This window comes from Streptomyces endocoffeicus, assembly GCF_016741935.1.
Taxonomy (GTDB): domain Bacteria; phylum Actinomycetota; class Actinomycetes; order Streptomycetales; family Streptomycetaceae; genus Streptomyces; species Streptomyces endocoffeicus.
Window position 1 is genome coordinate 1176902 of the sequence record NZ_JAERRG010000001.1, and the last position, 12402, is coordinate 1189303.

Below are 12402 nucleotides of genomic sequence, written 5' to 3' on the forward strand. Positions count from 1 at the left end.
TGCGTTCGCCTGCCCGCGCGCGGCCGTGTCGTCAGGGCGTGTAGCGGCGGAAGGCGGGCACCGCGACGGCGAGCCCGAGTGTGCTGACGGCCACCAGCAGCCCGCCCGCGGCGACCGCCGCACGGGCCCCGAGGAGGGACCCCGCGGTGCCGTGCAGCAGATCGGCGATGCGCGGGCCGCCCGCCACCACCACGGTGAACACGCCTTGCATGCGGCCGCGCATATCGTCGGTGGCGGCCGCCTGGAGGATCGTCCCGCGGAAGACCATCGAGACCATGTCGGCCACGCCCGCGAGGGCAAGGAAGGCCACCGCCCACCACAGGTTGAGGCTGAGCCCGAATCCGGTGATGGCCACGCCCCAGGCCATCACGGCGACGATGACCATCAGCCCGTGGCGGCGGGCGCGGGAGAAGGTGCCGGACAGCAGTCCGCCGGCCACCGCGCCGAGCGGGATCGCCGCGAAGAGCAGGCCGAGCGCGAAGCCCTCGCCCCAGGGTGCGTAGGTGTGCGAGGCGAGTTGGGGGAAGAGCGCTCGGGGCATGCCGAAGACCATGGCGATGATGTCCGCGAGGAAGGACATCAGCAGGATGCGGTTGCCGGCGATGTACCGGAAGCCGTCGGTCACGTCGCGCCATCCGCCCCGCCGCGCGCCGCCCGCGGCGCCCTCGGTGAGGGGCGGCAGGGCGGGCAGCCGCCAGACGGCCCACAGGGTGACGCACAGCGCCACGGCGTCGATGAGGTAGAGCGCGGGCAGGCCGAGCACGGGGATCAGGGCACCCGCGAGCAGCGGGCCGAGGATCATGCCCGTCTGGGCGACGGTGGACTGCAGGGCGCCCGCGGCGGGCAGTTCGTCGGCGGGGACGAGACGGGCGACGGAGGCGCTGCGCGCCGGGGAGTTCATGCCGAAGAAGCCCTGCTGGGCGGCGAGCAGCACCATGAGCAGCGCCACCGAGTCCAGACCGGCGAAGGACTGCGCCCAGAACAGCACCGAGGTGACGGCGATGCCGACGTTGGTGACGAGCATCAGGGTGCGCCGGTCCATCCGGTCGGCGACCACTCCGCCCCACAGCGCGAAGACCACCAGCGGGAGGAGCCCGGCGAAGCTGGCGTAGCCGACCCACGCCGACGAGCCGGTGATGTCGTAGATCTGCTTGGGCACGGCGACGGCGGTCAGCTGGCTGCCGATGGCGGTGACGGTGGTGGAGCTCCACAGCCGGCGGAAGGGGCGGTGGCGCAGCGGCCGGGTGTCCATCACCCAGCGGCGCCAGCCGGGTCTCGGCGGCGGGGCGGTGTCCCCGGCGCCGAGGGGCGCGTCATCGTCGGCGGCGGTGGGTTCTATGTCGTCGTCGCTGCTTCGAGCGGTCTCCACGGCTGGTTCGATTCCTCCTACATCCATTCGGGCCGGGAACCATTGTGACGATCCCCGGCCCGTGCCGTGGCCCCGTCTCAGCCTCCGGCCGCGGGCCGCATCGGCTCCTGACCGTGGATGCTGCCGCTGAGGGAGGTCAGCCGGGTGCCGCTGCCGCCCCAGCGGTCGGCGATGATCTCGCCCGCGATGCTGACGGCGGTCTCCTCGGGGGTACGGGCGCCGAGGTCCAGGCCGATCGGTGAGGCGAGCTTGGCCAGCGCCTCCTCGCCGAGACCGGTGGCGCGCAGCCGGCGGAGCCGGTCGTCGTGGGTGCGGCGGGAGCCCATGGCGCCCACGTAGGCCAGCGGCAGGCGCAGGGCGACCTCCAGCAGTGGCACGTCGAACTTGGGGTCGTGGGTGAGCACACAGACCACCGTGCGTTCGTCGATCCGGCCCGCCTCCGCCTCGGTGCGCAGATAGCGGTGCGGCCAGTCGGTGACCACCTCGTGTGCCTCGGGGAAGCGGCGCGGGGTGGCGAAGACGGGCCGGGCGTCGCACACGGTGACGTGGTAGCCGAGGTAGGCGCCGATCCGGGCCATGGCCGCCGCGAAGTCCACGGCGCCGAAGACCAGCATCCGCGGCGGGGTGGCGTGGACCGAGACGAACAGGGTGAGTTCCTCGTCCATGCGGATGCCGTCGTAGCCGTAGGCCAGGGTCTCGGTGCGCCCGCCGGCCAGCAGTCCGCGGGCGTCCTCGGCGACGGCCGCGTCCAGCCGCGCGGAGCCGAGGGATCCGGAGGTGCCGTCGGGCCGTACGACCAGGCGGCGGCCCAGCCGTCCCTCCGGGTCGGGCCCGTCGACGGCCACGCAGATCACCTCGGCCACCGGCTCCCCGGCGGCCACCGCGTCGGCCACCTCGCCCAGTTCGGGGAAGCCCGCGGGGTCGATCCGCTCCACATAGACATCGATGATCCCGCCGCAGGTCAGCCCGACCGCGAAGGCGTCGTCGTCGCTGACGCCATAGCGCTCCAGCACGGGCCGCCCGCTGTCGGTCACCTCCTGGGCCAGTTCATAGACGGCGCCCTCGACGCAGCCGCCGGAGACGCTGCCGATCGCCGCGCCATCGGGGCCGACCAGCATGGACGTCCCGGGCGGCAGCGGCGAGGAATGCCAGGTCGCCACCACCGTGGCACGGGCGAACGGCTCGCCCTCGCCCCACCATCGGTGCATCTGCGCTACGACGTCCCGCATGGAATTCATATCTCCTCGCCACGGATGTAAGAGGTTGATACATTCAATGTATGAGCCTCTCACATCACTCACCGAGTAGCGACATCATCTTGCGGATCAACGGCACGTCCCACTCCCTGACGATCGACAACCGGACGACCCTGCTCGATGTGCTGCGCGAGCGGCTGGGCCTCACCGGCACCAAGAAGGGCTGTGACCACGGTCAGTGCGGGGCCTGCACGGTGCTGGTGGACGGTGAGCGGGTGAACAGCTGCCTGATGTTCGCGGTGACCGCCGAGGAGCGCGAGATCGTCTCCATCGAGGGCGTGGCGGCGCTGTCGGACGGCGCGGAGCTCCACCCGGTGCAGCGCGCCTTCCTCGACCACGACGGGCTCCAGTGCGGCTATTGCACCCCGGGCCAGATCTGCTCCGCCATCGGGGCGCTGGGCGAGGCCGGGCGCGGCTGGCCCAGCCATGTCACCGAGGACACCGCCACCGGGGTGGCCGATGTGTCGGCGCTGGACGCGCGCGAGGTGCGCGAGCGCATGAGCGGCAACCTGTGCCGCTGCGGCGCGTACAACGGGATCGTCGAGGCCGTGCTGGATGCCGCGGGCGCCCAGGGTGCCCAGGACGCGGCCACCGTCGGAGGCGCCCGATGAAGGAGTTCGCCTACGCCCGCGCGGGCGACGCCGCCGAGGCGGCCACGCTGATCGCCCAGCGCCCCGATGCCACCTATCTCGGCGGTGGCACCAATCTGGTGGACCTGATGAAGCTCGGCGTCACCGACCCGGGTCTGCTCATCGACGTCTCCCGGCTGCCGTACGACCGGATCGAGCACCGCGAGGACGGCTCCGCGCTCATCGGCGCCACCGTGCGCAACGGCGCGCTGGCGGGCGATCCGGGCATCCGCGAACGCTTCCCGCTGCTGTCCCAGGCGCTGCTGGCAGGGGCCTCCGGGCAGTTGCGCACGGTCGCCACGGTGGGCGGCAATCTGCTGCAGCGCACCCGCTGCGGGTACTTCCAGGACGTGTCCAAGCCGTGCAACAAGCGCGAGCCGGGCACCGGGTGCCCGGCGATCGGGGGCGCGCACCGCGATCTGGCCGTGCTGGGCACCTCCGACCACTGCGTGGCCTCCCACCCCTCCGACATGGCGGTGGCGCTGGTGGCGCTCGACGCGGTGGCACATGTGCGGTCGGTGGACGGCGGCACGCGCACCGTTCCGGTGGCGGAGCTGTATCTGCTGCCCGGCGACACACCGCACCGGGAGACCGTCCTGGACCACGGCGACCTCATCACCGCCGTGGAGCTGCCCCCGCCGCCGCACGGTGCCCGGATGCGCTATCGCAAGGTGCGCGACCGCTGGTCGTACGCCTTCGCGCTGGTGAGCGTCGCCACCTCGGTGTCCGTGGCCGAGGACGGCTCGCTGCGGGACGTGCGGATCGCGCTCGGCGGAGTGGCGCCGCGGCCGTGGCGCGCCCGGATCGCCGAGCAGCGGCTGCGCGGCGCCCGGCCGGACGAGGAGACGCTGCGCGAGGCGGCGCGGGCCGAGCTGGCCGGGGCGCGGCCGCTGCCGGACAACGCCTTCAAGGTCGACCTGGCCACTGATCTGATCGTCGCGGGCGTCCGCGACCTCGTCGCGAGGAGGGATCGCGCATGACCACCGTCGAGCAAAGCGTCGGCGCCCCGGTGACCCGGGTCGACGGCCTGGACAAGGTGACCGGCGCGGCGCGCTACGCCTATGAGTTCCCCACCCGGGACGTCAGTTACGTATGGCCGGTGCAGGCCACCATCGCCCGCGGCCGGGTGACGGAGGTGGACCCGGCCCCGGCGCTGGCCCTGCCCGGTGTGCTGACGGTGCTCGATCACACCAACGCCCCGCGGCTGAACGCGGAGGCGGAGGCGAGCGCGGACCTCTTCGTGCTGCAGTCCCCTCAGGTGGCCTACCACGGCCAGATCGTGGCCGCCGTGGTGGCCACCTCGCTGGAGGCGGCGCGCGAGGGCGCGGCGGCGGTCCGGGTGGGCTATGAGCGGGAGCCGCACGATGTGGTGCTGCGCGCCGACGACGAGCGGCTGGAGATCGCCGAGACGGTGACCGACGGCAGTCCGGGCCTGGTGGAGCGCGGTGACGCCGATGGCGCCTGGGCCACCGCCCCGGTGCGGGTGGACGCCACGTACACCACTCCGGTGGAGCATCCGAGCCCGATGGAGCCGCATGCCACCATCGCGGTGTGGGACGAGGACCGGCTGACGCTGTTCAACTCCGACCAGGGTCCCTATATGAGCGCGCAGCTGATGTCCGCGCTGTTCGGGATCGAGCTGGGCGCGGTGGAGGTCGTGGCCGAGTACATCGGCGGGGGCTTCGGGTCCAAGGGCATTCCGCGCTCGCCGACAGTGCTGGCGGCGCTCGCCGCGCGGGCCGTCGAGCGGCCGGTGAAGATCGCCCTGACCCGGCAGCAGATGTTCCAGCTGATCCCCTACCGCTCCCCCACGATCCAGCGGGTGCGGCTGGGCGCCGGGCGCGACGGCCGGCTGACGGTGATCCAGCACGAGTCGGTGCAGCAGCGCTCGGCCCAGGTGCCGTTCGCCGACCAGACGGTGTCCTCGACGCGGATGATGTACGCGGCGCCCCACGCCCGTACGACGGTGAAGGTGGCGCCGCTCGATGTGATGACGCCCGCCTGGTTCCGCGCCCCCGGCCACACCCCGGGGATGTTCGCGCTGGAGTCGGCCGTGGACGAGCTGGCCGGGGCGCTGGGCGTGGACCCGGTCGAGCTGCGGATCCGCAACGAGCCGGAGACCGACCCGGAGAGCGGCAAGCCCTTCAGCAGCCGCAACCTGGTCGCCTGTCTGCGCGAGGGCGCGGCGCGCTTCGGCTGGGAGCGCCGCGATCCGGCGCCGGGGATCCGGCGCGAGGGGCGCTGGCTGCTGGGCACCGGTGTGGCCGCCTCGCACCACCCGGACTACACCTTCCCCTCCTCCGCGGTGGCGCGCGCCGAGGAGGACGGGACGTACCGGGTGCGCATCGGCGCGGCCGACCTCGGCACGGGCGCCCGTACCGCCCTCACCCAGGTGGCGGCGGACGCGCTCTCCATTCCGCTGTCGCGGCTGCGGCTGGAGATCGGCCGTGCCTCGCTGGGCATGGCGCCGTTCGCGGGCGGTTCGCTCGGCACCGCCTCATGGGGCTGGGCGGTGGACAAGGCGTGCCGTGCGCTGCTCAAGGAGCTGGACACCTACGGGGGTGTGGTCCCGGACGGCGGTCTGGAGGTGGTGGCCGACACCGTCGAGGATCTGAAGCGGCGGGCGGATCTGTCGCGGCACACCTTCGGGGCGCAGTTCGCCCAGGTGCGGGTGGACGGCGACACCGGTGAGATCCGGGTGGACCGGATGCTGGGCGTGTTCGCGGCCGGGCGGATCGTCAATCCGCACACCGCGCGTTCCCAGTTCCTCGGGGCCATGACGATGGGTCTGTCGATGGCGCTGCTGGAGGTCGGCGAGGTCGATCCGGTCTTCGGCGACTTCGCCAACCATGACTTCGCGGGCTATCACATCGCCGCCCACGCCGACGTTCCGCGACTGGACGTGGTGCTGCTGGAGGAGGACGACAACACCACCAACCCGGTGGGCGCCAAGGGCATCGGCGAACTGGGCATCGTGGGCGCGGCGGCCGCCATCGGCAACGCCTTCCACCATGCCACCGGAGAGCGGGTGCGGGATCTGCCGATCCGCATCGAGCGCTCGCGGGACGCGCTGCGAGCCGCCCGGGGCGCCGAAAGGCCCAGGCCAGGGGCGGGTGAGTCGGAATCACGAGTCGGGTAGGGTCACCCGAATGGCACCCACCCCGAAGGGACGCGCCACCTACCACCACGGCGACCTGGCCGCCGCGCTGGTGCAGACGACCCTGGAGATCATCGACGAGGTCGGAGTGCGCGGCTTCTCCGTGGCGGAGGCCGCGCGCCGCACCTGTGTGAGCCCCGGTGCGCCGTACCGCCACTTCGCCGACCGCGACGCGCTGCTCGCGGCCGCCGCCCTCGAGGTCTCGCGGCGGCTGCGGGCCCTCTACCTGGACACGGTGGCCGACGTCGGATCCGCCCAGGAGCGGCTGGCGACAGTGGCGGGCACCTTCGTGCGCGCGGCGGCCCGCTACCGCGGCGGTCTTGACATCCTCTTCGCGCCGGGGCTGCGGGCCATCCATCCGGAGCTACGGGACAGCAGCAGGGAGTTCGTGGATCTGCTGCTGCCGAGCGCCTTCGAGGTGGTCGCCCCGGGCGAGGCCGCGGTGACGGCCGTGGCGTTGCTCGACGCTCTGCACGCGCTCGCCCGCGGCTATGTCGCCCAATTGCTGGAAGGGAAGTTCGGCGATCCGGATGACGTGGTCGAGGAGGTCGCCATCCGGGCGACCCGGGCCGCGAGGGCGCTGGTGGCGGGCTACGGCGTGCTGTCCGGGCCGGTCTGCGAGGAGGGCCGGAACCGCTGACGGAGGGACAGAATTTCCCGTTCCGCTTCACGTTCTTCGTTCGGCGCGCATACCGTCGATGCGGAACGGATCGGAGGAACAGATGTCCCTGAAATCCGGTAAAGGCGCCCACCGGGCGCCTTCGCGTCTGCGCTCGCCCTACGCCATCGGCGGACTGGGAGTGGCGGTCACCGCCGCCGTCCTCGCCACCCTCGTACCGGCCACGGCCTCGACGACCGACCCCGACCACGACGCCGGCACCGACCCGGCCCCCGCCGCGTCCGTCCCGCACCCCGAGCGGGACTGGATGGGCTCGACCATCGCCCGCCACGAGAAGACCGACCCCGGCGCCACGCCCCGGGCCACCAGAGCGGCCTCGGTGGAGGGCGTGGACGTCAGCGACCACCAGGGTTCGGTCGACTGGGCGGCCCTGTGGGACGACAACGTCCGATTCGCCTATGTGAAGGCCACCGAGAGCACGACCTACAAGAACCCCTCGTTCGCCTCGCAGTACAACGGCTCGTTCCGGCAGGGCATGATCCGCGGCGCCTACCACTTCGCCCTGCCGGACCGTTCCAGTGGCACCCGTCAGGCGGACTTCTTCGTCGCGGGCGGTGGCGACTGGTCGGACGACGGCAAGACGCTGCCACCCGTCCTGGACCTCGAGTACAACCCGTACGGAGCAACCTGCTACGGCCTGACCGCATCCCAGATGGTGAACTGGATCGGTGATTTCACCGCGCGGGTCAAGGAGCGCACCGGACGCCAGCCGGTGATCTACACGACCACCGGCTGGTGGCAGACGTGCACCGGCGACAGCGCCGCCTTCGCCGAGCGGAACCCGCTGTGGCTGGCGCGGTACGCCGCCACCCCCGGGCCGCTGCCGGCCGGCTGGAAGAGCCACACCCTGTGGCAGTACACCTCCAGCGGGCCGCTGGTGGGTGACCACAACCGGTTCAACGGAAGCCTGGCGGGCCTCAAGGAGCTGGCCACGGGGTGAGGCGGCGGCGCTCAGCCGCCGAGCACACCGCCGACCCCGCCGAGCACCCCGTCCAGGGTGTCGCCGACACCGTCCACCAGTCCGCCCACCAGGCCCTTGCCCTGGTGGCCGCCCTGGCCGGGGGTCTGCGACGGCTGGCTGGGCCGCTGCGACGGAGTGGTCGGGTCGGCGCTCGGGGTCGTCTCGCTCGGCGAGGAGGGCGAGGAGGGCACCTGGTCGTCCCGCTGCGCGGGGGCGGTGGGCGCCATGGTGGGCGCGGCCTTGGAGGGGGCCGCGTCCGGGGTGGCCGGGGCGGCGTGCCGCGGTGTGCCGGCGCTCCGGTCCGAACCGCCGCCACCGGGGGTGGCGGCGTCGGTGTGGTCGGAGATCAGCTTCGGCTTCGCGGACTCGCTGGGCGAGACATGGCTCTGCGCGGGCGAGTGATCGGCGGTGGGCTCGACGTCGTCCGGCAGCTGCGCCTGCTGTGAGTTCACATCGGAGCGGGCCTCGACGGACTTGTCACCGCCGACCGTCGAGTGGAGGCCGAAGGCTATGGTTCCGGCCACTCCGAGGGCGGTGGCCGCCTTGAGCGTCGTGGTACGCGCCTGCTGTGCGGCGGTCGGTCGGCTGTGTCGACCCATTTCGCTGGTCTCCCCGTTATGGCATGGGTTGGGTGGGGTGCCCCGGAAGCCCGATTCCCAGCGGAACTGATGTCCGACGCACACGTGTTACAGAGTAAAGAACCAGCCAGATGATAGCCACCGTCCCCCGGTGTACGGCCACCCGTGCACCGGGGAACGCGCGTTCCTGGCTAGCGCGCGGCCTCCGGATAGAAGTCGCGCGAACGGCCCTTGCCGTCCTTGAGCTTTCCGAGCAGGCTCGCCGGGTACTCGATGGCCCAGTAGCTCACCGCGGCGGCGGCCACGGCCACCACCAGCACGATGACCACGGCCAGCGGGAAGCCCTCCTGGCCGTCGGGCGGCAGCAGCCCCGCGTTGAACAGCCCCAGCATGATCGGCTCATGCCAGACGAAGAGGCTGTAGCTGGCGAGGCCGACACCGGTGAGCCAGCGGGCCGTGAGCCATGAGTGCCACCGCCCCTGCCGCCGCACATGGATGGTGCTGTACAGCAGCAGCATCCACAGCAGGGCGGACAGCGGATGGTAGAAGGTGGTGGGGAAGTCCTCCGCCTCCGTACCGGAGTAGGACAGCATGTACAGCCCCACGAGGGCGGCCGCCCGCAGCGGGATCGCCACCTTCGCGTCGAGCCGTCCGCGGTCGCCGAGGGCGATCATCGCCACGGCGAGGCCCATGCCCGCCGCGAACCCGCCGAAGCGGGCCTGCGGACCGAAGTACACCGGCCATTCGGTGTGCGGGATGTCCAGCCCGTAGCGGGCGACCGCGATCCAGATGAACGGCCCGATGTACAGCAGGGCACAGCCCACGGCGCACACCGCCACCCGGGAGGCCCTCCGGCGCAGCGGACGGCAGACGCGGACGGCCAGCGGGCCGAGTCCCACCAGCGCCACATAGAACATGATTTCCAGCGACAACGACCAGGTGGGGCCGATGGTGTAGAAAATCTGCTCCTGGTCGAAGACCTGGGTGAAGGTGAGGTGGTGCAGCAGATCGGACCACTCGCCGGGCAGGGTGGGATTGCGGGTGGCCCAGACGAACGTCACCGCCAGGAAGTACAGCGGGACGATCCGGATGGCCCGCCGGAAGAGGAACACCCGGCCGGGGCGGGTCGAGCCCCCGTCGATCGCCGCCCGTGCGTAGGACAGCGTCAGCAGATACGCGGAGAGGACGAAGAAGAGGTCGATGACCTCCAGCGACACCAGCGCGTTCGCGTACCGGTTGGGCACCGGTGAGTGGGCGCCGTCCCGGTCGTAGGTGTAGTACTGCTGCCAGACGTGGAAGACGACCGTGAGGAGCGCCGCCATTCCGCGGAAGCCCTGGATCTCCTGGCTCATCCGGTTCCGCGAGGGCGCGCCCTTGGCGGGCGTGCCGTTGACCGCCCGGGGGGCGGTGGTGGGCGCGATGGTCGTGGACACCGTGCTCATGTCCGCTTCACCGCCTTGTCACCGGGGCGCGGGGTGACCCGCCACTGGCGGTCCCGCAGCACCTCCTTGAGGAGCGACTGACGGGCCACGATGTTCTTGAAGTGGCTGTAGAAGACGGTGGACACCAGGAGATACCGCCAGAACCACGCCCTGCGGCGGCGCAGTTCGGGCACCGCGAGCCGCCATGCGAACAGCGCCTGCACCAGCCCGGCGGACAGCGTGAACAGGGTGGCCAGCAGGCAGACCGGCACCGCCCAGTCGAGATGGTCCACTCCCCCGGCGCGCCACGCCGAGTAGAGCAGCACCGGCAGGATCTGCAGGGTCAGCCACGGCTGGATCTCCCGCCACCCCAGCAGCACCAGCAGCCCCGCCTTCTGGCGGGTGGTGAAGGCCGGGGAACGCAAGCCCCGCCACAGGTACTTCAGCGACACCTGGAGCCAGCCCTGGGCCCAGCGCGACCGCTGGTTCCACAGCGCCGTGAGGGTGGTAGGCGCCAGTTCGCGCGAGATGAGCGTGCGGTCGGTGGCGATCCGGGCACCCTCGTGCAGGGCGCGCATCGTGGAGTCGATGTCCTCGGTGAGCATCGTGCCGTGCATCCGGGTCCGGGCGAGCAGGTCGGTGCGCCAGAAGCCGTTGGAGCCGCCGAAGACACCGAAGGTGTAGAGCCGGGTCCGGCCCGGGTGGCTGACGGCGTAGATGGCCTCGAACTCCACGCCCACCAGCTTGGAGACCCAAGAACTCTCGCCGTTGCGGATCACGCAGTGGCCCTGGACCACGTCATAGCCATGGGACAGCCAGTGCCAGGCGTGCTGGAAGGCGTCGGGCACCGGATGGTGGTCCGCGTCGAAGATGCCGACGAACTCACCGCGCACCCGGGTGACCGCGGCGTTGACGTTCTGCGCCTTGGAGGTGCTCCCCGCCACCGGCATCAGCACCAGCCGCGGGTCGCGGCGGGCCATCTCGCGCAGGGTCTCCTCGACGGGCATGGGGTGCGGCGTGTTGTACGCGAGCACGATCTCCAGCTCGTTGGGGTAGTCCAGGCGCAGGAAGGACTCGATGGTGTCGACGATGGTCGCGGCCTCATTGGGCAGATACGCGGCGATGACGGCGCTGGCCGGTGGATACGGCTGCGCGGGCCGTTCCGGCCGGGGTTTGGCGTCGAGCGAGAAGAGGCACTCCAGCACGATCAGCGCGGCGGAGAGCACCAGGCCGGACACCACGACCCAGTACGCGGCCGAGCCCACGTCCCAGCCCAGCTCGTACATCTGCTGGTAGAACACGAACGGGATGCCCACCCCGAAGAGGAGCACCAGGACGGGCGAGAGCGCCGACAGCAGGGTGCGGAGCGCGGTGGCGAGGGTACGGCGGCCGCGCCGGTGGGTGCCGCGCATCCACGCCGCGTACTTGACCGGCCGCAGATCCCGGTGGCGGATCGACTCCTCGACCGCGTTCCGGGCATTGGCGACGGCTTGGCCGCGGTCCGCGCAGTCGGCCAGCGGGGTCCAGCCGATGGCCGGGGTCAGCCGTACGTTCTCATCGGCCACCACGAAGCGGGTCCCGGCCACGGCGTTGGCGAAGTTCTGCAGTTCGCGGCGTGCGGTGTCCTCGTCCACACCGGGCATCAGCATCAGCAGATGGCCTTCGTCGTCCCAGCCGAGCCGGTCGCAGACGCCGCCCAGCTTCTCGGCCACTCCCGCGAGACGTTCGGCCACCTCACGGCGCACCCGCGGCCCTAACCGGGCCTCGAGGGCGGCGATCTCCGCCACACCGACCATGGCGACGACACCACCGGTGCGGCTGTCGTCGACCCGCTTGAGCTCCCGGTCGAGCTCGCCCAGGAAGTGGGGCTGGGAGTACAGGCCGGTGCGCGGGTCGAGCAGCAGATTCTCGACGGGGACCGGGACCCGGCGCAGCTTGGCCTCGATCCGGGCGGAGAGTTCGACGGGGTCGGAGGTCTCCGCCACGCAGTCGTCGGCGCCGCCGCGCAGCATGTCGGCGACACCGGTGGGGCCGGGGTCGGAGGTGACCATCAGCAGGGGGAGCGCCCGGCCCGCGGGGACGGCGCGGACCTCGCGTATCAGGTCCAGTCCGTCGTCGACGTCGTCCAGGGCGACGATCGCGTCCGGCGGGGAGTGCCGCATCTGCCGGCTGACATCGCCGGGCTCCGCATGGCTCACCTCATGCCCGGTGGAGACGAGTGTCCGGGTCAGCCGGTCGAGCCTGGGGCCCGGTTCGCCAACCGCCAGCACATGCCCGTTCTGTCCCGCCACGTCGCCGCGAGCGGCGGGCACGGGTTGCTGGGGTTCGCGTGATCGTGGGTGGTGCGAAGTA

General features: G+C 72.0%; 10 protein-coding genes. 5 read left to right on the forward strand and 5 right to left on the reverse strand.

Annotated elements, in window-relative coordinates:
• Nucleotides 1–31: 31 nt before the first annotated feature.
• Together JK364_RS04630 and JK364_RS04635 are read right to left on the reverse strand one after the other, a co-directional pair.
• A complete protein-coding gene (locus JK364_RS04630) occupies nucleotides 32–1369 on the reverse strand; it encodes an MFS transporter (RefSeq protein ID WP_201847730.1) in 1338 nt (445 codons plus the stop codon).
• A gap of 77 nt (nucleotides 1370–1446) precedes the next feature.
• Nucleotides 1447–2598: an XdhC family protein gene (locus JK364_RS04635; RefSeq protein WP_201847731.1), complete on the reverse strand. Its 1152-nt coding sequence runs from the start codon at nucleotides 2596–2598 to the stop codon at nucleotides 1447–1449.
• 50 nt (nucleotides 2599–2648) lie between these two features.
• Between JK364_RS04635 and JK364_RS04640 the strand changes: the two genes are divergently transcribed.
• The 5 genes from JK364_RS04640 to JK364_RS04660 all read left to right on the forward strand — a co-directional run bounded on the left by JK364_RS04640 (nucleotide 2649) and on the right by JK364_RS04660 (nucleotide 8030).
• Nucleotides 2649–3236 carry a (2Fe-2S)-binding protein gene (locus JK364_RS04640; protein WP_201847732.1) on the forward strand — a complete coding sequence of 196 codons (588 nt, stop codon included), beginning with the start codon at nucleotides 2649–2651 and terminating at the stop codon, nucleotides 3234–3236.
• Nucleotides 3233–4234, forward strand: coding sequence for an FAD binding domain-containing protein (locus JK364_RS04645; protein WP_201847733.1), 1002 nt, complete (start codon nucleotides 3233–3235; stop codon nucleotides 4232–4234). Before JK364_RS04640 ends, JK364_RS04645 begins: the two co-directional genes overlap by 4 nt.
• Entirely contained in the window at nucleotides 4231–6393 is a 2163-nt protein-coding gene (locus tag JK364_RS04650; RefSeq protein WP_201847734.1) for a xanthine dehydrogenase family protein molybdopterin-binding subunit, read from the forward strand. The genes JK364_RS04645 and JK364_RS04650 overlap by 4 nt, the downstream gene beginning before the upstream one ends.
• Nucleotides 6394–6403: 10 nt before the next feature.
• Nucleotides 6404–7051: a TetR/AcrR family transcriptional regulator gene (locus tag JK364_RS04655; RefSeq protein WP_201847735.1), complete on the forward strand. Its 648-nt coding sequence runs from the start codon at nucleotides 6404–6406 to the stop codon at nucleotides 7049–7051.
• 82 nt (nucleotides 7052–7133) lie between these two features.
• Nucleotides 7134–8030, forward strand: coding sequence for a lysozyme (locus tag JK364_RS04660; protein ID WP_201847737.1), 897 nt, complete (start codon nucleotides 7134–7136; stop codon nucleotides 8028–8030).
• Nucleotides 8031–8041: 11 nt separating this feature from the next.
• Here JK364_RS04660 and JK364_RS04665 read toward each other — a convergent pair whose 3' ends face one another.
• The 3 genes from JK364_RS04665 to JK364_RS04675 all read right to left on the reverse strand — a co-directional run bounded on the left by JK364_RS04665 (nucleotide 8042) and on the right by JK364_RS04675 (nucleotide 12362).
• On the reverse strand, nucleotides 8042–8650 hold the full coding sequence (locus tag JK364_RS04665) for an extensin (protein WP_201847739.1): 609 nt from the start codon (nucleotides 8648–8650) through the stop codon (nucleotides 8042–8044).
• A gap of 170 nt (nucleotides 8651–8820) precedes the next feature.
• On the reverse strand, nucleotides 8821–10071 hold the full coding sequence (locus JK364_RS04670; RefSeq protein ID WP_201847741.1) for an acyltransferase family protein: 1251 nt from the start codon (nucleotides 10069–10071) through the stop codon (nucleotides 8821–8823).
• A complete protein-coding gene (locus JK364_RS04675) occupies nucleotides 10068–12362 on the reverse strand; it encodes a glycosyltransferase (RefSeq protein WP_307841153.1) in 2295 nt (764 codons plus the stop codon). Before JK364_RS04675 ends, JK364_RS04670 begins: the two co-directional genes overlap by 4 nt.
• Between the last annotated feature and the right edge of the window lie 40 nt (nucleotides 12363–12402).

Coding starts and splice junctions, on each gene's coding strand:
- JK364_RS04655 (WP_201847735.1), top strand. CDS start 6,404: ATGGCACCCACCCCGAAGGGACGCGCCACCTACCACCACGGCGACCTG.
- JK364_RS04650 (WP_201847734.1), top strand. CDS start 4,231: ATGACCACCGTCGAGCAAAGCGTCGGCGCCCCGGTGACCCGGGTCGAC.
- JK364_RS04635 (WP_201847731.1), bottom strand. CDS start 2,598: ATGCGGGACGTCGTAGCGCAGATGCACCGATGGTGGGGCGAGGGCGAG.
- JK364_RS04665 (WP_201847739.1), bottom strand. CDS start 8,650: ATGGGTCGACACAGCCGACCGACCGCCGCACAGCAGGCGCGTACCACG.
- JK364_RS04645 (WP_201847733.1), top strand. CDS start 3,233: ATGAAGGAGTTCGCCTACGCCCGCGCGGGCGACGCCGCCGAGGCGGCC.
- JK364_RS04640 (WP_201847732.1), top strand. CDS start 2,649: ATGAGCCTCTCACATCACTCACCGAGTAGCGACATCATCTTGCGGATC.
- JK364_RS04670 (WP_201847741.1), bottom strand. CDS start 10,071: ATGAGCACGGTGTCCACGACCATCGCGCCCACCACCGCCCCCCGGGCG.
- JK364_RS04660 (WP_201847737.1), top strand. CDS start 7,134: ATGTCCCTGAAATCCGGTAAAGGCGCCCACCGGGCGCCTTCGCGTCTG.